Source organism: Aliiglaciecola sp. M165 (assembly GCF_007197995.1).
Classification (GTDB): Bacteria; Pseudomonadota; Gammaproteobacteria; order Enterobacterales; family Alteromonadaceae; genus Aliiglaciecola.
This window is the reverse complement of record NZ_VKKH01000008.1, coordinates 146,536-171,895: the sequence shown is the minus strand read 5'-3', so window position 1 is coordinate 171,895 and position 25,360 is coordinate 146,536. Positions and strand designations below refer to the sequence as shown.

The 25,360-nt window shown below is 43.6% G+C and carries 18 protein-coding genes; 13 read left to right on the top strand and 5 right to left on the bottom strand.

The annotated features are described in order from the left end of the window. Positions 1-9: 9 nt before the first annotated feature. Positions 10-882, bottom strand: coding sequence for an ROK family protein (locus FM019_RS17070; protein ID WP_143837176.1), 873 nt, complete (start codon positions 880-882; stop codon positions 10-12). 315 nt (positions 883-1,197) lie between these two features. On the opposite strand from FM019_RS17070, the gene FM019_RS17065 reads away from it, so the two are divergent. Then, on the top strand, positions 1,198-3,126 hold the full coding sequence (locus tag FM019_RS17065) for an alpha-amylase family protein (RefSeq protein WP_143837175.1): 1,929 nt from the start codon (positions 1,198-1,200) through the stop codon (positions 3,124-3,126). A gap of 77 nt (positions 3,127-3,203) precedes the next feature. Here FM019_RS17065 and FM019_RS17060 read toward each other — a convergent pair whose 3' ends face one another. After that, positions 3,204-4,244 carry a LacI family DNA-binding transcriptional regulator gene (locus tag FM019_RS17060; protein WP_143837174.1) on the bottom strand — a complete coding sequence of 347 codons (1,041 nt, stop codon included), beginning with the start codon at positions 4,242-4,244 and terminating at the stop codon, positions 3,204-3,206. A 491-nt stretch (positions 4,245-4,735) separates the two neighbouring features. Here FM019_RS17060 and FM019_RS17055 point away from each other — a divergent pair, with 491 nt between their 5' ends. After that, complete coding sequence (locus FM019_RS17055; RefSeq protein ID WP_143837173.1) at positions 4,736-6,109, top strand: MFS transporter; 1,374 nt, start codon at positions 4,736-4,738, stop codon at positions 6,107-6,109. A 58-nt stretch (positions 6,110-6,167) separates the two neighbouring features. Beyond that, a complete protein-coding gene (locus FM019_RS17050; RefSeq protein WP_143837172.1) occupies positions 6,168-7,865 on the top strand; it encodes a glycoside hydrolase family 13 protein in 1,698 nt (565 codons plus the stop codon). 119 nt (positions 7,866-7,984) lie between these two features. On the opposite strand, the gene FM019_RS17045 is transcribed toward FM019_RS17050, so the two are convergent. Further along, the gene (locus tag FM019_RS17045) at positions 7,985-9,478 is read right to left on the bottom strand and encodes a tryptophan halogenase family protein (protein WP_143837171.1); all 1,494 of its coding nucleotides are present in this window, start codon (positions 9,476-9,478) and stop codon (positions 7,985-7,987) included. Positions 9,479-9,612: 134 nt separating this feature from the next. Further along, positions 9,613-12,564, bottom strand: coding sequence for a TonB-dependent receptor (locus FM019_RS17040; RefSeq protein ID WP_143837170.1), 2,952 nt, complete (start codon positions 12,562-12,564; stop codon positions 9,613-9,615). A 360-nt stretch (positions 12,565-12,924) separates the two neighbouring features. Between FM019_RS17040 and FM019_RS17035 the strand changes: the two genes are divergently transcribed. Together FM019_RS17035 and FM019_RS17030 are read left to right on the top strand one after the other, a co-directional pair. After that, the gene (locus FM019_RS17035; protein ID WP_143837169.1) at positions 12,925-14,373 is read left to right on the top strand and encodes a hypothetical protein; all 1,449 of its coding nucleotides are present in this window, start codon (positions 12,925-12,927) and stop codon (positions 14,371-14,373) included. Positions 14,374-14,377: 4 nt separating this feature from the next. Beyond that, positions 14,378-15,379: a hypothetical protein gene (locus FM019_RS17030; protein WP_143837168.1), complete on the top strand. Its 1,002-nt coding sequence runs from the start codon at positions 14,378-14,380 to the stop codon at positions 15,377-15,379. Positions 15,380-15,390: 11 nt separating this feature from the next. On the opposite strand, the gene FM019_RS17025 is transcribed toward FM019_RS17030, so the two are convergent. Then, entirely contained in the window at positions 15,391-16,260 is an 870-nt protein-coding gene (locus FM019_RS17025; RefSeq protein WP_260681658.1) for a diguanylate cyclase, read from the bottom strand. 446 nt (positions 16,261-16,706) lie between these two features. Between FM019_RS17025 and FM019_RS17020 the strand changes: the two genes are divergently transcribed. The 8 genes from FM019_RS17020 to FM019_RS16985 all read left to right on the top strand — a co-directional run bounded on the left by FM019_RS17020 (position 16,707) and on the right by FM019_RS16985 (position 25,354). Beyond that, positions 16,707-17,726, top strand: a complete 1,020-nt coding sequence (locus tag FM019_RS17020) for a 5'-methylthioadenosine/S-adenosylhomocysteine nucleosidase (RefSeq protein ID WP_143837166.1) — start codon at positions 16,707-16,709, stop codon at positions 17,724-17,726. Between the two features lie 130 nt (positions 17,727-17,856). After that, the gene (locus FM019_RS17015; protein ID WP_143837165.1) at positions 17,857-18,612 is read left to right on the top strand and encodes an SDR family NAD(P)-dependent oxidoreductase; all 756 of its coding nucleotides are present in this window, start codon (positions 17,857-17,859) and stop codon (positions 18,610-18,612) included. Between the two features lie 76 nt (positions 18,613-18,688). Beyond that, positions 18,689-19,069, top strand: coding sequence for a VOC family protein (locus FM019_RS17010; RefSeq protein ID WP_143837164.1), 381 nt, complete (start codon positions 18,689-18,691; stop codon positions 19,067-19,069). A gap of 365 nt (positions 19,070-19,434) precedes the next feature. Further along, entirely contained in the window at positions 19,435-20,694 is a 1,260-nt protein-coding gene (locus FM019_RS17005; protein WP_143837163.1) for an efflux RND transporter periplasmic adaptor subunit, read from the top strand. 17 nt (positions 20,695-20,711) lie between these two features. Next, positions 20,712-21,437 carry an ABC transporter ATP-binding protein gene (locus FM019_RS17000; RefSeq protein ID WP_143837162.1) on the top strand — a complete coding sequence of 242 codons (726 nt, stop codon included), beginning with the start codon at positions 20,712-20,714 and terminating at the stop codon, positions 21,435-21,437. Then, on the top strand, positions 21,438-22,751 hold the full coding sequence (locus FM019_RS16995) for an ABC transporter permease (RefSeq protein WP_143837161.1): 1,314 nt from the start codon (positions 21,438-21,440) through the stop codon (positions 22,749-22,751). A 9-nt stretch (positions 22,752-22,760) separates the two neighbouring features. Then, positions 22,761-23,975, top strand: a complete 1,215-nt coding sequence (locus FM019_RS16990; protein WP_143837160.1) for an ABC transporter permease — start codon at positions 22,761-22,763, stop codon at positions 23,973-23,975. A 38-nt stretch (positions 23,976-24,013) separates the two neighbouring features. Beyond that, a complete protein-coding gene (locus FM019_RS16985) occupies positions 24,014-25,354 on the top strand; it encodes a sigma-54-dependent transcriptional regulator (RefSeq protein WP_143837159.1) in 1,341 nt (446 codons plus the stop codon). Positions 25,355-25,360: the final 6 nt, after the last annotated feature.

Genomic DNA, 25,360 nt, shown 5'->3' with positions numbered 1-25,360 from the left:
AAAAGTGATTTATAAAATTAGTCCCAGTGCGCCTTTCAATCCAGACATTTCACCTAGTCCAGGAAGAGTAATCAAACTCGATAACGATACGCCATCGGGAAAATCCAAATACCCTTGCAAAGACGTTTCAGTATAGCGGATCACATTGTCTAGCAATCCCGGTTTTGCCATCACTCCACCGCCCAAAACAATACTTTGTGGGCTGTAGGACACCAATAAGTTATGGCATAGTTTGGCGACAACCTGTGCCTGAATATCCCAAGCACGGTGATCATCCTCTAGCGTTTCGGCTGGCCTTCCCCATATCTTAGAAAGCGCCTTGCCTGAAGCCAGTCCTTCAACACAATTTCCGTGAAATGGACATTGCCCCTCAATGCCTTCAGGTGCAGGGATCAACATATGCCCAGCTTCAGGGTGAATCAGCCCTTTTAGTGTGTTTCCATTAATAACAACACCAACGCCAACCCCTGTTCCTAGGGTTACGTACACAGAAACCTGGGTATTTTTTGCCGCTCCCCACCGCGATTCAGCTAATGCAGCGGCATTCACATCCGTATCAATGGCTACGTCACATTCCAACGCGTTTTTTAGCCTTGCTAAAATCGGTGTGTCAGACCAACCGGGCTTTGGGGTTTTGGTAATATACCCATAATTATTCGAATTTTGATTAAGATCTAATGGCCCAAAGCAGGCCAACCCAAGTTGTGAAAACATCAAGCCCGCTTGCTTCTGAGCTAGAAAAAACTCGATACAGGCATCCAGTGTTTCTGCAGGTGTGGTGGTAGGAATTCGGTTTTGGCTGAGGATATTATGCTGAGCGTCGAACATCGCACAATTAAACTTTGTCCCACCCGCTTCTATCACTGCATAATATTGGCTCATAAATCCCCCAAGATAACTAAACCTGACTCAAAATGTGCCGGCGTCATGACGTTATGAAAGCAGAAATCACCTCGCAATGGGTACTTTTTATCGAGGGTTGCTATGGTCACTTACCGAGTAACTAAAGTGAATCACTAAATTCGTTGAACACCTTGATATAATGCTACTGTATCGTTTAAGATTTTTCTAGCATTTAAATTAACAAATGTTAAACACATGTTATACTAATTCGTGTAAGAAAGGGTAAAACAAAAATTTCATCGGCTTTCTTCAATAAGCTAAGTCCTTTTTAATTAGCCAGAGAGAACACAGGTTATGGACATACAATTAGAGAGCAAACGCTCGCTCTCTCGTATACTTGAAAGTATTGATTTGTCTGCGATGACAAAGGCTGACCAAAAAATTTTTATGGCCAGAATCAACGAGCACTTCCCTCGTCTGTTTTCGCTGTTGTTCGATATTTATGGACAAAGGTACGATTTCTACTATTACCTTAATCAACTCGTCATTTCGTTGGCTAACGGATTTAGTGAGCGCTCGCGAAAATTAAAAAACAAAGATAAAAAACGACTATCCGATCCACTTTGGTACAAAAATCAAAACATGCTTGGTATGGCCTGTTATGTAGATCTATTCGCCGGCGATTTGAAGGGACTTGTTGCAAAGATACCCTACTTGCAATCTTTAGGGGTTACCTATCTTCACCTAATGCCTTTGTATGATTCACCTAAGGGTGATAGTGATGGCGGTTATGCAGTTTCCGATTATCGTAAAGTTAACGAGTCGTTGGGATCTAGCGCCGATCTTGAAAAACTAGCCAAAGCGTTGTCTGACAAGGGTATCAGTTTGGTGCTTGATTTTGTTTTCAACCACACATCTGATGAACATCAATGGGCAAAGTTAGCGAAGGCTGGGCATTCAGAGTTTCAGGACTACTATTACATGTTTGATGATCGGACCTTACCCGACCAGTATGAACAAAACTTGCGAGAAATCTTTCCCCAAGTCCGAAGAGGAAATTTTAGTTGGAACGATGACGCTCAAAAATGGGTTTGGACCACATTCAATAACTTCCAGTGGGACTTAAATTATTCGAACCCCGCGGTGTTCAATGCGATTACTTCAGAAATGCTTTACCTTGCCAACATTGGTTGTGAGGTGTTGCGACTTGATGCACTTGCTTTTATCTGGAAAGAAATGGGCACGTCCTGCGAAAATCAACATAAAGCGCATCTATTAATTCAAGCCTTTAATTGTTGTTTACAAATTTCAGCGCCGGCGGTTGTATTTAAATCCGAAGCCATTGTGCACCCTGATGAAGTGGTCAAATATATCGACAAAGATGAATGCCAACTCTCCTATAACCCTTTACTTATGGCCCTTATATGGAATAGCTTGGCAACACGAAAAACACGTTTGTTAACGGAGTCCATGCAAAAGAGCTTCTCCATTTCGCCCAACTGCACATGGGTAAACTACGTTCGTGGCCACGATGATATAGGCTGGACCTTTGATGATTCGGTCGCCTGGCATATCGGAATTAACGGCACGGATCATCGGCACTTTCTTAATCAGTTTTATACTGGTCGGTTCGAAGGTAGTTTTGCCTCAGGTGTAGCCTTTGGAGAAAACCCCTCCACGGGCGACTGTCGAGTATGTGGCTCGTTGGCATCTTTGGCTGGCTTAGAGCAGGCATTGCAACAGAACAATCAACAGCTGATTGACCACGCGGTAGCAAGAATACTATTGGTTCATGGGATCATACTTTCCATCGGTGGAATACCGCTGCTGTATTCAGGAGACGAGTTAGGTTTGTTGAACGATTATAGCTACCGGCAAGACGAGACCAAAAAACATGATGATCGCTGGGTGCATCGAATTGCCATAGATGATCAGGCAATTGCTAATTCGAAATGTGAAAAAAGCCCTCAATTTGAAGTTTCAATGGGCCTAGAGAAACTCATAAAATTGCGCAAAAGGTTACCCATTTTGGGCGATGCAGAAACGCACATTTTAGTGACCAATGATCAACATATTTTTGCTTATGTTCGTCACGACGCTCAGGGTGAATCATTATTAGCGCTTTGCAATTTCAGTGATCATGCACAAGAGGCAGATGGCAAAGTATTGGATCATATTAGTCATGGTGCTTGCAGAGACTTGATTAGTGAAACTCGACTCACTTCATCACATAACAATATTATGCTCGACCCCTATCAAATAATGTGGATTGTGCGCGATTAAGGCAAGTGACAAACGCTAACTTCGATTAGCAGTGCCTCTGCGCACTGCTAATCGAAGATTTACGTTAGTCAAAGTGCTCAACTGTTACCTATCGATCCCCTGACTTCCAATTTGGTCTCCAACGTGACTTGTTTATCATCTGCACCGTCCAAAAGCATAGTCGCTGCCAGTCGGCCTTTTTCAATGCTTTGTTGACACACTGTACTCAGAGGAGGATTGGAGCGTTCAGATTCTGGTATGCCATCAAAGCCAGTGATACTGACATCATTGGGTACATCTAGTCCCAGATCACGGGCAACTCTGATAGCAGAAAGTGCGATCACATCACTCATACACAGCAGCACATTGGGCCGAGGATGTTTAGTCAGTGCTTCACGCGCAGCTATCTCCGCGTTAGCCGTGCTATTGATGGGAATATGCCACACACTATCAGGCTGAAATGCACAACCATTTTCCGTTGCAGCGCGAGTAAAACCGGCTAATCGAGAACGAGATATTTCTTTATACTCTGCATCCAAATCTGCCTGTGTTAAACGACAAACGCGATCGAAATCTATCAATTTCAGCCCCAGCACTGCAACTTCGTTACTGCCCTGTTTTAATGCAAGATCCGCGATTTTATACGCACCTTTTTCATTATCAATATTTACTGAAGTGATTTCATCAGATTCAAAGTCAACCAGTACCAAAGGCTTGCCGGTTCTTTTCACTCGCTCAAAAGAAGGCTGATCAATGGTTCCGTACAAAATAAAACCATCCGGAAGCGATTCAGCACCTCGCTGTTCTGAGGAGTCGATATGACTGGAGAGCAAAAGCAAGTGTTTGTTACGCTCAACCAAAACCTCTGATACTCCTTGCAGTAACTGATTTGCAACTGGATCAGACAAGCTATACGTAAGAGAATCAGATAACATCACGCCAATAACGTCAGATTCTCCTCTTCGCAGTGTTCGTGCTGCTAAATTGGGACCATGATACCCAAGCTTTGCTGCATCGCGTAAAATTCGTTCGCGCAATTTAGCAGATAATTGGTCTGGTCGGTTGAATGCATTCGAAATCGTTGCAGTCGACACGCCCAATTCAAGAGCAACTTGTTTAAGATTAACTTTACGTTTGATGAGACGATCACCTCAACCGCTATGACTAATGAATATTGACAGCCATATTGCTTTTCAACTTAAAGGTTTATAGTCGTTAAGTCGATTTACAAAAACACTATTATTTTCATTGAAGCACGCGGCTTAATTAGTTAAGAACCGCAGTATGATATAGCCAATACAACTTATTAACAATCACCACTTTATACGACTTTAGTACAAAGTGCTTGCGAGCGTGTCAAAAACTTACCATGGATGGCATATTTATCAGCAATTGGTTGATTGAAGATTTCCTGCGACACCTTCTATTTGTTGACATTTCATACTATCTCGGCTGTTCCCTAGTATATTTGCATCGTCGATTTCGCATCACTTACTTGCTCTCCCTATCGATAAAAATTCTTGAAAAAACTATAGAAATATCTATCTTAAACCTTTAAGATGATTTAACACTGCGTTTACATGTGGAAGCAATGTCGTAAGCGTTTCAATCACTAACAAGAGTCGAATTTATGTCTGGAGTGAGCAAACGAAAGCCAAGAATGTCATTTTGGCAAATCTGGAATATGAGCTTTGGGTTTTTAGGGATCCAATATGGATTTGGTTTGCAACAGGCCAATTTGAGTCCTATTTTCCGCTACCACGGCGCTGTTGAATCTGAACTACCCATTTTATGGCTAGCTGGCCCTGTTACCGGATTATTGATCCAACCACTTATTGGTGCCATGAGTGACGGCACCTGGACTCGATTCGGACGCAGGAAACCGTATTTTTTGATTGGTGCCTTGGTAGGCAGCATCGCGGTAATGTTCATGCCCTATGTGCCATACTTGTGGATGGCAGTAGGTCTATTCTGGATTTTGGATGCGGCGATGAACACTGCTATGGAGCCCTACAAGGCGTTAGTGGCAGATAAACTCGAATCCGAACAGCGAACCGTGGGTTATGCCGTACAAACCTTCATGTTAGCCAGTGGTCAATTGTTGGCCGGTCTTATGCCCCTTATCATGTTGGCATTTGGTGTAGCCAGTGCCACAGATGGGAATTCAATCCCAGATATTGTCAAATATTCATTTGTTGTTGGTGTGGTTGCCATGCTTGTCACCGTGTGTTGGACAGCCTACACCACGCAAGAGGATCCCCCTGAAGATCTGGAGGCTTTTCGTAAAGAACATGAAGGCAAAAACGCATTTGGTAGCGCGATCGTAGAAATTTTTTCAGCAATAAAAGACATGCCTGATGAAATCAGGCGCTTGTGGTGGGTGAAGTTTTTCTCTTGGTACGGCATGCCTTTGATGTGGCAATTTTTAGCGCTTTCAATTGCTCGTCACAGTTTCAATGCTCCCACACCTGATTCGCCAGGGTTTGCTGAAGGCACAGCAAACGTTGGGTTAGCTTTCGCGGTAATGAATATAACTACGGTGGTTATGTCCTTCTTGGTACCATCTTTTATCCATCGTATAGGTAAGAAAAATACTTACGCCCTATTTCTTGCTATCGGTGGTATGGGTTTCATCTCCATTCTATTCACCCAGCAACTGCACTTGGTATTTACAGCCATGATATTAGTTGGTGTGGGTTGGGCTGGTATTATTACTCTGCCGTTTATAATTGCCGCTGACGTAGTTCCTGCAAAACGCATGGGGGTATACATGGGACTGCTTAACGCATTTATATGTCTGCCACAAATTATCAGCATGCTTACGGTCGGATTGTACTACGACTCACTACTTATGGGTGACCCCCGTAATGCCATTGTTTTATGTGGTGTTTGTCTGGTGATTGCTGCGTGTTTTGCATTAAGACTACATGACAACAAGACAGACACAGATACCGGTGAGGCGCTCAAAGCCGAAGCCGAAGCGAGAAGTATGACCGAGCGCTAAGCTCGGCATACCCTTTTCCAACACAGTTAATAAAACACTTTTTCAAGTGGAGCAAAGCATGCCCAGACTAAGCAAAATGCAACGAGCTTGGTGGAAAGAAGCCGTGGTATATCAGATTTACCCCCGTAGTTTCCAAGACAGTAATGGCGATGGTATCGGCGACATACGAGGTATTATCCAACGTCTCGATTATATCAAAAGCCTCGGTATCGACGTCGTTTGGTTAAACCCGGTTTATCGCTCTCCTAACGACGATAATGGTTATGATATTTCGGATTATCGCAACATCATGGCTGAATTTGGCACGATGGAAGATTTTGACGAGCTATTGGCAGGAATGCACAAAAGAGGCATCAAGCTTGTCATGGACCTGGTTGTCAATCATTCCAGTGATGAACATGAATGGTTTCAGCAATCTCGCCAATCTCGTGACAATCCATACCGTAATTTTTATCATTGGTGGCCGGCTGAACATGGTCACCCACCGAAACGCTGGAGCTACTTTGCTAAAAATGGCTCTGCGTGGAAGTACGATGAAACGACTGACGCCTACTATCTACACTATTTTTCGGAGAAACAGCCTGATCTAAATTGGGAGAACCCAAAACTACGGGCTGAAATCTACGACATGATGCACTTTTGGTTCAAAAAAGGCATTGATGGATTCCGCATGGACGTGATTACTTTTATTTCAAAACACCCAGGCTACCCCGAGTTTCCCGAACGCTATCAAGGCCAAAACATGATAGACATTTACGCTCAAGGTCCAAGGTTGCATGAATATTTGCAAGAAATGAATCAACAAGTACTGCAGCATTACGACATCATGACCGTTGCCGAAGGGCCTGGAACCAAAACAGATAACGTTTTGAAACTTGTCGATGAGGACAGAAAAGAGCTCAATATGAGCTATCACTTTGATCATCAGTCCATCGGCGTCGGCGAGCGCTACATTGTTAATGATGATTACCAAAACTTGGTCAAGTTCAAAAAAGTCATGACTGAATGGGATACAGTTTTTGCCGAAAAAGGGTGGAATACTATTTACTTGGGTAACCATGATTTCCCTCGTATGGTTACCCGTTGGGCGAATGATGCGCCAAAATGGCGAGCAAGAGCCTCTAAAATGCTAACCACTTTTCTGCTCACCATGCGTGGCACTCCCTATTATTATATGGGTGATGAAATCGGCATGAGCAACATTAAGTTTGAAAACATTGAAGACTACAAAGACTTGATGACGCTCAATTGGTATCACCTTACTCAATCTGAGGGTGGTGACGTTGATGCACTGATCGAGTCACACAAGCTAGTGGGCCGTGACAACGCCAGAACACCGATGCAATGGAATGCGAATGAGAATGCGGGTTTTACGAAAGGTGTTCCTTGGATCAAAATCAATCCTAATCACATCGACGTAAATGTTGAAGAACAGCAAGATCGTAGCGACTCTGAGCTGAATTATTTCCGCCAGATGGTAGCCTTGCGCAAACAAAAACTAACGCTGGTCTATGGTAGCTATGAATTGCTTTTCCCTGAGCATCAACAGATGTTTGCCTATCTGAGAAAACTGGATGATGAAACCTTATTGATTATGCTCAATTTTTCAGAAGAAAATTGCGCAGTTACGTTAGCTGAATCATTAAAAATAACCGGCGTGCTGCAAAACAACTGCACGTCGTTGGCGCATGAAGGAACTAGCGTCGAGTTACTGCCCTATCAAGCAGTAATATGTATGGTGGACACCCAGAGTTGATGTAATACCAATCCACATAAAGAAGTGGATTGGTCTAAAGTTAGGAAGGTGGTTTTTATGGGCCTGTCCTGTCCCATAAAATTGCCTTCCTGATTTTTCAATTGTGTTGATAAAGTGCGCTACGCAGCGCCAGTATAACGGGCTAAGAACTCGTCATGTGACAACATCTTATCTAGCGGTTGATGTTTTGCATCGAGTATCTTCTTCATCACAGCCAGTAACTCGTTTTCTGTCGAAATCTTGGCGGCAGGATGAAAATCTTTTGGCATGGCCCCCTGCCCCATCATCACCTGCAACCATGATGCATCTTTAAATATATCACTTGGATCATTAAAAATTGCTGCGGACTCTTTAAAAGCCTCTAACTTTACCCGCAAACGTTCAGGCAAGGTCAAATTGCGCATATCTTTCCAGAACTGTGAGTCTTCCCGCTCATTCACGTAATAATGTAAAACGATAAAATCTCGGATGGTTTCAAATTCGAATTTGGATTCAGCATTGTATAAATCAATAACGCCAGGAGTGATCCCCTGGTTTGGAAACATCTTCAACAAACGCACGATACCAGATTGAATGAGATGTATACTGGTGGATTCCAAGGGCTCCAAAAATCCACTGGACAAGCCGATAGCGACGACATTTTTATGCCATTGTTGCGCCGTTCTTCCTGTCTCAAATTGAATTTTCCTTGGTTCATCCAAAGGTTTCGAATCCAGGTTGTTCATTAACGCCTCAAGGGCTCTCTCATCGCTGATGTATTTCGAACTGTATACGATACCATTACCGTTTCGGTGAGTTAACGGAATGCGCCATTGCCATCCAACCGGATGTGCGATGCTTCGGGTATAGGGCAATGTCTTTTCGAATCTTTCAGTGGGTACCGCCCATGCACTGTCTGCAGGTAACAAATCTGCCCAACTTTCATAGTTTACTCCAAGGGTTTTTCGCAGTAACAGTCCTCGGAATCCCGTGCAATCTATAAAAAGATCCCCTTCAACCAGCTCGCCGCTTTTAAGTTGCAAGCCGGTAATGAAGCCAGAGGCATCGTCGGTTTTAATGTGTTCAATGATACCTTCTGTGCGAATAACGCCTGACTTGGTGGCACGTTTTCTAAGATATTGCCCATACAGACCAGAATCGAAATGGTAGGCATATTGTAAATCGTAAATGGGATTTTCAGTCTTAATTTTGTTAAATAGTCCGCGTTCACAACATAAGTAGTTAAGATCAAACTCCCACATGGACTCTTTTAATCCCGCTTGTTGCGCACGCATCCAGTAGTGTTGAAAACTACAAAAGCCCATTTGGGCACCGGGAGCACCGAAAGTGTGATAATAACTTTCTCCGGGCACTCGCCAATTTTCAAACTTTATTGCCAACTTTATTGTGCCGTTAGTCTCACGTAGAAACTCTTTTTCGTCTAAACCAAGGTATTGATTAAAAATTTGAATCGGAGGGATCGTAGCTTCTCCCACCCCAACGATACCAATATCGTCGGATTCGATTAACTGAATTTCGATCTGCTGTTGTAGTACCTTGCGTAAAAGTGCAGCAGTCATCCACCCTGCGGTTCCTCCGCCAGCGATAACGACTTTACGAACAGGCTGTTGCATGTTTCTTAACCTTTTGAATAATCGGTAATGAATGGACTTTAAAAGTTATTGTGATGAAAGTAAAAAAAGACCTCAAGTGTCAGTTGGCCAATAAATCAGCCATCTGACAAATGAGGTCTTTCACGGGACGCTTTTTAATAGAACGAGTAGTTAAAGTTCAGTAGGTACGAAGGACCAAACTGACGACGTGTTGTCACGATGCCATTGCCATCAATGGTTTCTTCATCAACGTCTGTCAAGTTAGTGCCCTGCAGTGATATACGCAGACCTTCCAAATACTCGATACCAGAGTCAGCAAAATCGTAACTGATTTGCGCATCGAGCAAGGTCACCCCATCTCGAGTCGCTTCAGAGATTTTGTTCGAACCTCCACGCTCATAGGTTAAAAACTCTGAACGGTCAGTTCCGGCGAGACGTATTTCGAAGCCACCCATGGCATAATAAGCGGTCAGTGAGAAAACCTCATCAGATTGACCAGGGATTTTCGCTCCATTATCCAATTCTGCATCGATGTAAGTCGCTGAAGCAGCAATACCAAAGCCATCGAGAGCATCAGCGAACATACCAAAGGGCACGTTAGCTGTTATCTCTAAACCTTCAACACTTCCGGTTAAACCATCTTCGAAGAACGCAAAGGTACCAAAATCAGGAGGTGAAATTGTGTCACCAACGCTGTAAGGCACGTTCGCTGGTCCATACAGTCGGGTTTCTTCGGCCACACGATCATGGAAGCCAGGAATAAAGTAATCAGCACCATTGTTTGTCGGGTCATTTCGGAAGTTAATTAATTCGCCGTTGGCTGACGCATCGTTGGTCCAGTTAGTCAAATCTTTGTAGAATACTGTCGCAGAGAAATATCCCTCATCTTCAAAGTAATGCTCATACGCCAAGTCAAAATTATTTGCTTCAAGCGGACGCAATCTTGGGTTGCCTTCTGCTTTTGACCAAGGCGTACCGAAGTTTTGCACATCCTCCAAAGTATTAGGGATCGCAATCAATTCGATATTTTGGTTAAATTTCACAAAACCAGATGCTTGCATTTGGTCGATACGGGCACGGCTAATTGCTTTATTGGCAGCAAAGCGCACAAACCTATTGTCACCCACTTCAAGAGTCATGTTTAAGCTCGGTAACACGTTTGAATAGTCGGCTCCAATATCTCGACGGCAGGAATCATCGATTACATTGTCTGAATTGTCATCACAGACACGAAGGTTGGCTCCAACTATACCCAAGAATCCTTGAGAAGACTGATCGGTTTGAACATATTGCACGCCAATATTACCCGTTAATGGCATATCGCTAATCTCGGTTGCAAAATCGGCTTTCACGTAGGCAGTAACAACTTCTTCTTCCACGATATAGGTGTCACCCAAGCGATCCGGCTCGAGCAAACCCGCATCATTTTGTTCGTATGTACCATCGTTGTAGGGTGCAAAACCGTCATAAGCTACGACCTGGCCTAGACCAGCCCAGGTTAAATCTGCCAAACCAAAAACATAACTCGAAGGAATGGCTTGCGAACCTGGGAATGCTCCCCTATCCGTAGCAAAAAAGCCCTTGTTATCTTTGTCTTTGTAACGATCACTGTAATTCAAACCAAAGGTAATAGAGGTAAACACATCTCCCTCAAGGAACCCTTGAGCTTCAATACGCACTGTGGTTAATTCTTCCTCAAAATCAGCAAAGTTCAAGAACCCATCTTGAGCATTCAAAAAACTGTAATTAAGTGGATTACCATCTGCATCTGTCGCACCATCAAGTCGTGGCGTATTGGTGGCAAATTGGCTTTCTAAGCTGGCTAAACCACCACCCCAGAATTGCGGACCAGTTAATTGTAAGGTGCTAGGATCTGCAAAGGCATCAAGTCCTGTTGAGCTAGTAAAGAAAATACCATCTTGACTCATCACAAAGTCGCGAGTACCAAACTGGTCATTAGTTAACGTACCTGAGCGAGCAAGACCTGCATAGGATTCGCCGCGAAGGTCACGCTTGCTAGATTCACTGCGCGCCGCGTCAAATTCAACGGTCCAGTCATCATTAAGTTGATACTCAATATTCAAGCCAAAGACCTGTAATTCACCGTCTTTTTGCAGTGGATCAGTACGCAACACGGGATTAGCACCAACTTGTGTACCTGTAGAGTTAGCGCCACTGCCAGATACTGAAGCTGGGTCAACGTTAAAGGGTTCAATAAAACCACGTAACACACCAGAATCTGAGTAATCAATATCTAGATAATCAACAACAATATCTAAGTTGTCTGTTGGGCGGAATTGTAAAATAGCAGAAATCGTATCTCGTTCTAATTCGGTGCTGATTGCCTGAGTATCTAAACCGGTAGGCAAGAAAATACCATCGCCGTTGTCTGCATAGCCCCAAACACCATATTTTTGCTGGTTGTTGGGCGACTCTGTTGTCGCAATAGCAACTGCTAAACCAATGGTATCGTCGGCGAATTTTTCAACAAATGAAAGTGCTAGACGATGACCTTTGTTGTCGAACTCAGGGTTACTTGAATCACTGCCGCTGTTTTCATAAACACCGGTAACGGTCAGCGTTTCTTCAGCGTTTAACGGTCTGACGGTTTGAAGGTCAACCGTACCACCGATACCTTGAACTAAAAGTGTTGCATCAGTGGATTTATATATAGTCGCGCCGGTCATGATTTCAGAGGGGTACAAGTCGTATTCAACACCACGGTTGTCACCAATACCAATAAGCTCTCGGCCATTTAGTGATGTACCGACAAAATCTTCTTTAAAACCACGAACCGAAATACCAGATGTTCTGCCGCCTACCCGCTCACCTGCTAGACCAGGTAGTCGAGCCAACGATTCAGCGATGGATGAATCAGGGAGTTTACCAATGTCTTCCGCCGAAATTGCTTCAACGATTGAGCTGCTGTCCATTTTGACTGCTTGCGCTCGAATCAAAGAACCGCGAATACCTTGTACGGAGATGACTTCTACATCATCGTTAGGGGTCGCAGCATCCGTTTGTTGAGCAATACCATGCCCAGACCACATTGCGGTGGAAACAGCAACTGACAACAAAGCGGGTTTAAATAGTTTTTTTCTACTCATTATGTGTGCCCTTGGTTGACTAATGTGTGTGTGATTGTGTTGCAATCATGTTAATACTAATTAACATTTGCATATCATTCAAGTTTTTTCTTAAACAATTAAGATGAGCATATAAAGGGCTTACATAGGCATAATGTAACAACTTGTGAATATTCACTTAAAAGATTTAGTTACAAGCAAACATGATGCGTTCATTCAATATAGAAATGAAATAAACCGTTCATTTGGTACGAGTTCAAGTGCTTCAAAAATCAACATATTGGGAAAAAATGAAATGCGTTGTTCCTTGACCTACATCAATTAGCCAGGTCGAGCCAAAGGTCTATACTGATTTCATCAGCATCGTTGGATTATTCGTTTATGGGTCAATTCTTTAATAAAGATCATTTTTGTAGACAAGACTATATTGATTTTAATTTTCGGCTGCAGTCGCAAATTGAAAAATTGCGCTCTGTCATTGAACAACCGGGGTTTTCTGCTGGACCTTCGACAATTGGTGCTGAATTGGAAATGTACTTGGTCAACGGACAAGGAATACCTACCGCAAAAAATGCGCAACTCATTACTTTGATGGATAACCAACAATTAACCGAGGAGCTAAATCAATTTAATCTCGAATTTAACTTATCCCCAGTCGATGCCAAAGGCCAACCGTTTGCTAATATGGAAAATGAACTGCGTCCACTATTGTCAAAGTTGCAAAGTACAGCGACATCGTTAAACACTAAAATTGTTCCAATTGGAATTTTGCCTACGCTACAAAATGCTCACCTGCACCGTTCGTACATGTCCGATTTACCTAGATATCGCGCGCTAACTAATCAATTATCTGCGTCGAAAGGCGAACCGTTTTTAGTTGATATTCATGGCCAGGACTCGTTGCAAATGGAGTGTGACGAAGTCACCATGGAAGGCGCAAACACCTCGTTCCAAGTACATTTAAAAGTCCCAGCGGACAGATTTTCCGAACTGTACAATGCCGCGCAATTAGTGACACCTTTAGTGCTGGCTATGGCTGGAAATTCACCCACATTTATGGGGCAACGCCTTTGGCAAGAAACGCGAATAGCGCTATTCAAGCAATCTATCGACAATCGCATTCGCTCGTTAACTGAATGGCGCCAGCCTGCACGAGTATCCTACGGCCAGGGATGGGTAAGAGACGGTGCATGGGAATTGTTTGCAGAAAATGTCGCGCTCTACCCGCCTATCTTGCCTTACGTGTCGCCAGAAAATGCGGATTTTGCGGAACTCTGTTTACATAATGGTACGGTTTGGTCGTGGAATCGTGCTGTTTTTGAACCCAATAATGGTGGTCATCTGCGTATCGAGTATCGCGCATTCCCAGCCGGGCCAACCGTCACCGATATGATGGCCAATGCAGCATTAGCAATCGGATTAACGCAATCCCTGTCTCACAATATTCAGGATTATTTATCTAAGTTACCTTTTCAATATGCCGAATATAATTTTTATCGCACCGCGCAATCTGGCTTGAATGCCAAGGTTTTATGGCCTTCAAAAGGGCAAAACCAACTCGTCGAGCACCCGGTTAGCGAAGTCATTACCAAGCTACTGCCACTTGCAGCAAAAGGGTTAACTGAACTGGAGGTCGAATCAAAAGAAATCGATAGATTAATCGCAGTGATAGAGGATCGATTGGCAACCCAACAAACTGGTTCTGTATGGCAGTTGGATAAACTAGATGAATATGAAAAGGATTTTTCTCGCGAGCAGGCGCTTAGCATGATGCTTAAAGATTATATTAACAATATGAAATGCGGCAACGCTGTATCATCATGGCAGTAACCCAATGAGCAGTATCAAGCTAACACACATTTATAATCCCAGCTATGACGAGCTAGGGCAAACCTGTTTTGAGTTTTTGGCGCGATTAGGAGGACCTAGTGTTATTCATCTTGATGGCCAAGAGCCAGATCGCTGTCGTGTTATCTTAACACTTTTGCATGGCAATGAACCTTCTGGTCTGAAAGCAACGCACCAATTTATCCGTGAACAAATTCGCCCCAAGACATCAGTTAAGATAATCATTGCTTCCGTTGTTGCTGCCAGAACTGAACCTGTGTTTACGCATCGAATGTTGCCGGGTCAACGGGACTTAAATCGCTGTTTTTCTACTGCGGAAAAAGATTTGCAAAGTGTGTTAGCAAGCGCCATCTCTGAATTCATCAACAGTGTCAGACCCGAGGCAATTGTAGATGTACACAATACTTCAGGAAGCGGACCCGCTTTTTGCGTTGGCGTTGCGCGCTCAAACCAACACAGGGCTTTGGCGTCTCATTTTACCCATAGATTAATACATACAGATATACGACTGGGTTCAGTTATGGAATTGGACTTTGGCTGTCCAATCGTGACCGTCGAAGCTGGCGGGGCTCAAGACGATGAAGCAGATGTGACTGCATACAAAGGACTATTGTCGTTTGTCTGTTCAGACAACGTATTTCAAACCAAACAACAAGTTGAGATCCTCGATACTCCAAGACGATTAGAGCTAGTTCCCGACGTTGATGTGAGTTTCGGTGAGCAGAGACTGAACGGGAGTTCAATTACTATCCGCCAAGATATTGAAAAGTTTAACTTTGGTGTCACCCCTGCTAATCAGCGCATTGGATGGATAAATGGTGATATTAACCGGTCATTGCAACTAGATAGTCAATCTTCTTCTGTAGGAGATTATTTCTACGTTGAAAATGAGCAAATTCTAACAAAACAACCGTTAAAGCTCTTTATGGTCACAACCCGTGCAGATATCGCCCGCTCAGATTGTCTATTTTACTTTGTTGTTTCTTAGGAAAAATCGGCTTAATTAACCTGATAGCGATTGCGGCCAGATCGTTTAGCAAGATACAATTTTTCGTCAGCAGAAAGGATCAAGGATTTGTAATGGGTTAGATCACAAACCGCCGAACAGCCTCCTAAACTGACACTGAGCACCCCATTTGGCGCGCCTTCGTGAACAATATTTGCCGTTTGGATTTTTTGCAGAATGTGTTTTGCCACCACTTCAAGCCCCTTGATGTCTGTATCTGGCAGAATAACGACAAACTCCTCACCGCCATAACGGGCCACATGATCAGTCGGGCGCTCCAACGCTTTGTCGATGATGTTAGCAACTAGACGCAGACAATCGTCTCCCGCTAAATGACCATATAAATCGTTGTATTGTTTAAAAAAATCGATATCGATCATCAAAATTGATAGTGGCTTTTTATTGCGGGCAGACAACTTAGCCTGTTCATCAAAGTACTGTTCAAAATAGCGTCTGTTGTGCACCCCCGTAAGTCCATCAATCGAGGCAAGTTCTTTAAGCCTGTCAGCCATAAGTTTCGCTGCCACATGAGCGTTAACTCGGTGTCTGAGCGTATTGGTTGAAAAGGGTTTGGTGATAAAGTCTGTGCAACCTGACTCCCAACATTGATCCTCAGATTCAGCATCTTGGCTGGCAGTGATGAATAGTATGGGAATATCTTTGAGTGATTCATTGCCTTTAATAATTTTGCAGGTTTCAAGGCCGCTTATCCCTGGCATATTAATATCCATTAGAATGAGATCAGGCTCAATATTTGCGCAAAACGATAGGGCCTCATCGCCGGTTTTAACATGGAAGGTGTCAAAACTATCCGACAATGCATGTGTGGTTATCACCGCACTGATTGGCTCATCTTCGACAATTAATACTTTCGCTTTATAGCCCTTAATAGCTGTTGCTCCACTATTTTCACGATTATTTTCAACGGATTATCTCACACCTTGTTTATCGGCGTCTAACCGCCAACACAATATGCAAACTTTCTCTTCAAGCCTGAAAACCAGTGTAGTGGAATTTGTTGGTGAATTAAAAAAATAGTTGATGCAATCGAATGTTTGAGAGAGAAGGTTAATATTATCAATCTATTGGCAAAATTTACTCCTCCAGCGATTGTGTCTGCCTGTATCTTGAAAAAATAATGAATACTGCGCTGAAATAAAGAACTGATCTACATCACAGATGTTTAAAAAGGCAGCAAGAGCTTAATGATTCAACACAATTATTAAACAAAGATTGCCACTTTGAATACCGAGTTAAAGGGGCTACACTGAATCGCTGCAAAATTGTCCGAAATATAACGGAGCCTTGGATGGATCGTCTAATCAAAACAGCCTTTTTTTCATTGATAATCTATTTTTTAACGTTCAATACTTGGGCAAACACGGATGCTGTGTACGGCCCAAAGGCCTTTGATATTGAGAATGAGTGGACAGCTATTGTTGCCGCTTACGAACCGGAAATAGCCGCCATTGAACATGCATTTTCACAAACAGAGGATGCAACGATCACTTCTACGGTCGCCTTCAAAGGAGTCACTTATCAATTGGGCAATTACAAAGGAGAACCAGTGGTAATTTTTGCCACAGGCGTAAGTGTTGCCAATGCTGCGATGACAGTACAGATGGCGATTGATTATTTTCCCATTGAACGCGTGGTGATGATGGGAATTGCCGGTGCCGTTAACCCTGAATTTCGTCCTGGTGATATCGCAGTACCAGAGCGTTGGTATTATCACGACGAATCTGTTTATGTAAATCCGCAGAAACATTCAGCAAATGACTATATCTTGCCTGATTATTATCAGCAGCAACTGGATTCCTACGCCGCCCGCAGGAAAACCGACCCACATACACCTGATTACCAAAATTTTGGATTTATACACCCCAATGAGGTGTCTGTAATCAAACAAGGATGGCAGTACCGCAAAAAAATCCCTTATTTCTCAGCTACACCTGAACTAGTCGCGTTGAGCCATAAAGCACTGGCCAAAATCCCCCCTATCACACTGCCCTCAGGAAAAGAGATAAAGGTTGAAATTGGCGGAAATGGTGTAACGGGATCGGTGTTTTTAGACAATGCCGACTATCGTCTTTGGCTGCACCAAGTGTTTAATGCCCAGGTCACTGAAATGGAATCTGCGGCCGTAGGTCAGGTCTGTTTTGTCAACAACATAGACTGGGTGGTGATCCGCTCGGTCAGCGATCTAGCCGGTGGACAAAAAGGTAAAAATGAAGAAAACGTATTTGATGCCATTGCATCTGGCACCGGCACTAAATTGATGATGGGTCTGTTAGACGAGATTGTTAAAATGCAGCGATCAAATCCGTAAAGTGATAAAACCAAAAGTGCTTTAAACGGCTCACCTGTTCAAAGACACAATCGCCCTGCATAAATACCTTGTTATAGTGCGATTGCGTCGATTATGCTTCTATTACTACCTTCACACATTGAATTATCATATGACAACTAAGTCCACTCTACCCGTTTGTATTGTCACCGGCGGCAGTATCGGCATCGGTGCAGCAATCTGCCAGACGTTTGCTAACAATGGTTATCAAGTGATCAACCTCGATATCGCCAGCCACAACACAGAGAATCGCGACATGCTTTGGATCCCCTGTGATGTCAGTCAGTCTGCAGAGGTGAAAAGTGCCATCGATAATGTTATCGGTCAGTTTGGCAGAGTAGATGTGTTAATTTCCAATGCCGGTGTGCATTTGTCTGCCAATATTGAACAAACCAGTGATGACGACTTAAATCGCATAATCGACATCAACATTAAGGGCGCGGTGAGTGCAACAAAAGCGGTGTTGCCGCAAATGAAGTTTCAACAATCTGGCGTCATCTTGTTCATGTCATCTGATCAGGCACTTATCGCAAAACCCAACTCGTTTGCCTACAACCTAAGTAAATGTGCGCTTGCTTCGATAGCAAAAACCACTGCCATCGATTATGCAAAATTTAATATACGCGCCAATGCTATCTGCCCCGGAACCATAGAGACTCCCTTGTACCATAAAGCAATTGACAGCTACGTGGAAAAATCTGGTGCTGACAAGGAACATGTGCATGCTGAAGAACAAGCCCTGCAGCCTCTAGGGAGGCTAGGTCAGCCTGAAGAAGTCGCAGCACTAGCACTATTTTTAGCCAGCGAAAACGCTAAATTTATTACCGGAAGTTTGCAGGTGATAGACGGTGGCTATACTGCTCAATAACTACAACGGATTCATACCCTGCGAAGGACTGTGATAAATTATTATTTTTACTGACCCCATATTAAAGAGGTAAATCATGTTTAGTCACGTAATGATTGGCGCCAATGATATTCAACAATCCAAAAAGTTTTATGACGCGGTGTTGGGTGCACTGGGACATCCACCGGGTGTCATAGACGACAAAGGCCGCTGTTTTTACTATACCGAAAAAGGCATATTTGCCCTAAGCAAACCCATTAATGGCGAACCAGCCTGTCACGGAAATGGCTCGACGATTGGCTTTTTTGCCAAAACCCCCGAACTTGCTGATGCGTGGCATCAGGCCGGTTTAGAAAATGGCGGCGAGACCTGCGAAGATCCACCAGGAATTAGAGAAGGTGGTGGCAGAAAGTTGTACCTTGCTTATCTTAAAGATCCCAGTGGCAATAAAATCTGTGCATTGCATAGCGTGAAATAACGGCTCAGTTTATTCAGGCACAAATTTCAAAACATTAGATACGTAAAAAACCAGATAATCCTTGTATTTATTTGAATCGGTGCCTGTGACTATTTCAATCTCAAAAAGTGTCCATCGCGGACACTTTTTCTGTCCGCGGACACTTTTCACCTCATCAAACCCTCTACATTAATCTTAAAATTCAGATACTTAGGCATTGGCACGAAGTTCGCTAAGTTTATTGAGCAGGTCACTTTTATTCAGTAAACACAGAGGAACAGACATGATGGCATTTACGTTTTTGGTCTCGCCTATGACCTTAATTTTTATTGCTCTATTCATCGGTGTTCACGAGTCCGAAACGGAAGGCCAACTGGAGATTTGGCATGATTAAGGACACGAGTGGGCAAGATGTCGAATTGACTTCCACTTCGAATACTTTCAGGTATTGGGCAACAGCTATTGTCGCTTTATTGCTGGTAGCTCTGTCGGCGCATGCACTGATCAATACGACAACTACATCCAAGTCAATTGACCGTAATACGTTGCAAATCGCAACACTGGAAATAGGCGACTTGATCAGGGACATTTCCTCAAACGGAAGGATTGTTGCCGCTAATGCGCCTCAATTGTACAGCCCCGAACAAGGATTTGTAGAATTAAAAGTTAAGGCCGGTGATCGTGTAACAACGGGGCAACTTGTCGCCGTAGTGGAAAGTCCCTCGTTGCAAAACGAATTGCAACAACAGCGTTCTGAGTTGGCTAGTTTGGAGGGAGAACTGGCGCGTAAAAAATTAGATACAAGAAGGCAGACTCTGTTACTCACCAAGCAAATGGAACTGGCAGAAGTTGATCTACAAGCGGCTAATAGAGAAGAGCGTCGTGCACAAGCGTCTATTGTTGATAATGTGATCAGTCAAATCGATTTAGAGAAAGCGATTGATGATTTAGCCAGAGCAAAACTCAATTTCAAACACGCCAAACAGGAAGTTGAACTAGCCAAAGATACCCTTTCTTTTGAACTGGAAAGCACACGCAATACCTTAGCTAGGCAAAATCTAGTGGTGGAAGAATTAGAAAGAAAAACCGCCGAGTTGAACATACGAGCCACTGTTGACGGCGTGGTGGGCAACCTTTTAACTCAGCAAAGAGCTTTGGTGTCTCAAAATGAAGCGCTGATGACACTTGTTGATCTCACTGCATATGAAGCCGAATTAAATGTTGCAGAAAGCGTCGCAAGCGAGTTGAGTTTGGGTATGTCAGTCGAAATGAATATCAGTGGACAAAAGGTGATGGGAGTACTTTCTGCGATATCCCCCGAAGTCACAAATCGTGAAGTGACTACCCGTGTTAGATTCAATCAGGGCGATCTTTCAGGTGTCAGGCAAAATCAACAAATTTCAGCGCGTATTTTATTAGAGAACAAAGCAAATGTACTCAAAGTACGCAGAGGAAGCTTTTTACAGGCAGGCGGCTTTATCGCCTACAAAGTTGAAGAGAATATTGCCAGAAAAATCAATATTCAAACAGGAGCAACTAGCATGCGAGAAGTCGAGATTTTGAACGGTTTGAATGCTGGTGATCAAATAATCATTTCCAATTATGACGAATTTATCGACACCGAAGCCGTGTTGTTGCGCAACTAATATCAAGGACATCTCATATGTTAAAAATGAAAAACATCAATAAAGTTTATCAAACTGAAAAAGTTCAAACCCACGCGTTACGCGACTTCAGCCTTGATGTCGAAGAAGGTGAATTTATCGCCGTTACCGGACCTTCTGGATCAGGAAAAACCACATTTTTAAACATTGCAGGCATGCTCGAACCTTTTACTAAGGGACAATATTTGTTGGATGATGTGGACGTTGGCACCCTGTCTGATAATCAACGTGCTGATCTACGCAATCAAAAAATTGGATTTATTTTTCAAGGGTTTAATTTGATCCCAGACCTAAACCTATACGAGAATGTTGAAGTACCGCTGCGCTATCGAGGCATTAAATCAGCAGAGCGAAAACGCCGTATCGAAAACTGCCTGGAAAAAGTGGGTTTGGCCAGCCGGGCCAAACATCTACCGCAGCAGCTTTCTGGCGGTCAACAACAACGCGTTGCCATTGCGCGAGCCCTGGCGGGAGAACCACGATTCTTGCTCGCAGACGAACCAACGGGCAACCTGGATAGCTTGATGGCCCGCCAGGTTATGGAACTATTGGAAGACATTAACCGCGAAGGAGCCACTATCATCATGGTCACGCATGATGCTGAATTGGCTCGCCGTGCACCACGTAACATCCAAGTAGTAGATGGTCAATTGGCCGATTTCACCTTGTATCAAAGTCGTCCTTCTGGTGTTGTGACTCCCGCAAATGTAGCAGTGGAGGCTTAAATGTTTATTCATTATCTTGATTTAAGCTGGCGCAGTTTGCGACGCACACCATTGATTTCGGCCCTCATGATTGCAGCAATTGCCGTTGGGATTGGCATCACCATGACCAGTTTGTCGGTATATCACATGATGTCTATGGACCCTATTCCGCACAAGAGTGACCGTTTGTTTCACGTGCAGTTAAACACCATGGATGAAGGACGGACCTGGACGACTGAAGATAATTTACCTTATCAACTGACCTACACAGATGCGATGAACCTTTACAATGCGGATTTTCCCGAGCGCAAAACCATGTCCATGCGCACCGGCTTCAGTGTGCATATGAATTCAAGCGAGGTAAAACCTTTTCTCGAAGGTGCGAGAGCCACGGGCCGTGAATTTTTCGCGATGTTTGATTTGGACTTTGTCCACGGCGCCAGTTGGACTGAAAATCAACAGATAAACGCCTCTCCTGTCGTAGTCATCAACCAAGAGCTTAACGAACGCCTGTTTGGCGGAGAAAACTCTGTGGGTAGGCAAATATATCTCGACGACGAAAGCTATGAAATCATCGGTATTGTGAAAAACTGGGAAATCCATACCAAATATTATGATCTCAACAACGGCGCATTTAATCGAATGGAAAAAATATTTGTTCCTTTTAGCCTGGTGGTATCTAAAGAATTGAGTAGCTGGGGAAACACAAATGGTTGGAAATTTGAGGATGTTCGTACTTTTCAAGACCATTTACAATCTGAACAATTTTGGATCCAATTTTGGGCCGAATTAGATACCCCTGAAGAGCAGCAAATCTATAGTGATTATCTTCGAACCTACCTTTCAGAACAAGCCACGAAAGGCCGATTTGAGAGGGAAACAGTGCAATTTGCACTTCGGAACGTTAATCAATGGTTGGAATACAATAACGTCGTTACTGAAGACAATCGCGTCTTGGTGGGTCTGAGCTTCATGTTTCTCACAGTATGCTTAGCGAACATCCTTGGCTTGATGCTAGGCAAGTTCTTAAGACGCGCGCCTGAGGTGGGTGTCAGACGAGCTCTGGGCGCAAGTAAGCGCCAAATTTTTGCCCAGCATCTTGTTGAGGTTTCAGTTTTGGGCTTGTTGGGTGGTTTATTTGGCATAGGTATAGCCCAATTGGGGCTATGGGGTGTTCGTCAAACCTACAGTTACTATTCAGCATTAGCGACAATGGACACATACATGTTGTTGGCCGCCCCAGCTATTGCTATTGGCGCCTGCGTTATCGCTGGGCTCTACCCAGCTTGGTTGGTATGCCGAACCACCCCTGCCATCTATTTAAAAACTCAATAGGAGTCGAGCATGTTAGAAATCAAACCCATTTTTAATGCTATGCGTCGTTCCAAAGTTGGCGCCTTCATGTTGTTGATTCAAATTGCTATCACTACTGCAATTGTGAGCAATGCTGCGTTTATCATTTACGATCGCCTTCAATATCTGCAACAGGAAACCGGTTATCCAGAGGATGAAATATTCCATTTTGCTGTGCTGACATTTGGTAAAGATCGCAATCTATCCCAGCAATTTGAAGAAACAGAAACCACGTTGCGTAACCTGCCTGGCGTTATAAATGCAGCAGCAATCCAAGAAGTGCCTTTGAGTGGCAGTGGATCTGCGTCGTCATTTGGCATCAATCCCACCACTGAGCAAGGTCGCGAGGGATTGGAAGTGACCGCGGCTTACACTTTTGGCGACGAACATGCCATTGATACACTTGGTGTCAAAATCATAGCAGGACGAAACTTTGAGCAAGATGAAGTGATCGTGGCTGAAAACAATGACGTCATGCCAAATGTGAGCATTGTAAGTCAGAGTTTTCTTGACGAAATCTACCCAAACGGAGACGGATTAGGTCAGACTATTTATCTGGGCGATATGCCGATGACGATTGTTGGTGTAGTAGACAAAATGAAAGGCCCATGGCTTAGAGCATCAATCGCAGACAATTTTTTGATTATCCCTTTTGTCAGCGCAGATAACTTTCAACGTATGGTGGTAAGAACAGAAGCGAGTCAGCGAGCAGCCGTAATGCGCCAAATCGAAGACACGCTATTGGCCGAATACGACAAACGTGTCATTGTTGGATTGCAAGGTTTGGACGAATCTAAGCGCGAATATAATGCGTCTGACATTTTAATGTTACGCATGTTAGTGGTCCTTATTACTGTACTGGTATTAATCACAGCGCTAGGTATTTTTGGATTAACCGTATTTAATATCAATAAACGGACACGCCAAATCGGTACTCGCCGCGCTTTGGGTGCGCGTAAGTCTGATATCGTCAGGTACTTTATTGTCGAAAATAGTATGATTTGTATAGCCGGCTTGTTGATTGGTTCAATTGCAGCAGTATATATGGGTCAAGCTTTGTTAGAGTTGTACTCGTTGCCAGCATTGGATCATAATTATGTGGCAATTACTGCGGCCTTTGTTTTTGTTGTGAGCATACTGTCGGTGTTGATCCCAGCGAATCGTGCAGCGAAAATATCTCCAAGCGTGGCAACTCGTAGCATTTAAACGTGTAGACGTATAGGGACTAAGAATCAGAGTGATTGATGGATAAAATTCTTATTGTTGATGATACAACGGCAGTGCTGCAGGCGCTGTCGTTATTACTTGAAATCCATGGATACGATGTGATCACCACTACCTCCCCACAAGAGGCAGTGAAGTACGTCAATCAATTGCGTGTCACCTTAGTGATCCAGGATATGAATTTTACCGCCGACACTACTTCTGGAGAAGAAGGTAAAAAGTTGTTTAACGATTTACGTGAACTTAACGCTAATTTACCTATCATTTTAATCACCGCTTGGACAGATCTTGAGCAAGCCATTGAGTTGGTAAAGGCCGGTGCGGCGGATTACATCGCAAAGCCCTGGGATGATAAAAAGTTACTCACCAGTGTTGCGAATTTAATTGAGTTAGGCAAATCTCGAGACAAGACAGACAAGCTTCAGCGTCACGAAGAACAACTGGCACCGACAAAACAGGTTGCTGCAGATGTTGGTCTGATCTACCAAAGTACGGCAATGCAACGAGTCGTAGACATGGCCATTCAGGTGGCTAAATCCGATATTTCGGTGCTCATCACTGGCGCCAATGGCAGTGGCAAAGAGAAAATTGCTGAAGTCATCCAGGCTCAATCCGAATTGAAGCAAAAACCTTTTGTGAAAGTTAATTGTGCTGCCCTGCCCGCAGATTTAATTGAAGCTGAATTGTTTGGTGCAGAGGCTGGTGCGTTTACAGGCGCAAATAAAACCCGAATAGGCAGATTTGAAGCCGCTCACGGAGGAACTTTATTTTTAGATGAGATTGGCAATTTATCTTATTCTGGCCAAACAAAATTGTTAAGAGTGATACAGACTGGCGAATTTGAACGTCTTGGTTCGGTCAACACTCAACACACTAAAGTCAGGGTCATTTCTGCCACTAATGCCAATTTGCAGCAAGATATCGTTGAAGGCAAATTTCGTGAAGATTTATACTACCGACTTAATGTTATTGAAATTCCTATTCCGCCGTTACAGCAACGCATTGATGACATCATGCCCCTCATTCACTATTTTCTACCAGGACGTGATGTGAGCTTGTCAGCGGAAAAAGCATTACTTAGTTACCCTTGGCCCGGCAATATTCGAGAGTTAGAAAATGCCTGCAAACGGGTGGCGGTTCTTAAACCAGAAGGCGTACTTGAAGAACAAGACTTTGGTTTGGACGCTTCACTTTCACAGGGAATTAGTCACACTAATGCACAACGGGAGGAACCTGATAAAGCGGAATTAGAGTTGGCTTTGCGTGAACATCGAGGCGTCATTGCGAGAGTCGCTAGACATTATGGGATGAGCCGACAAGCCTTGTATCGAAGGTTAACCAAGCTAGGGATCGAATATTAGTGCGTT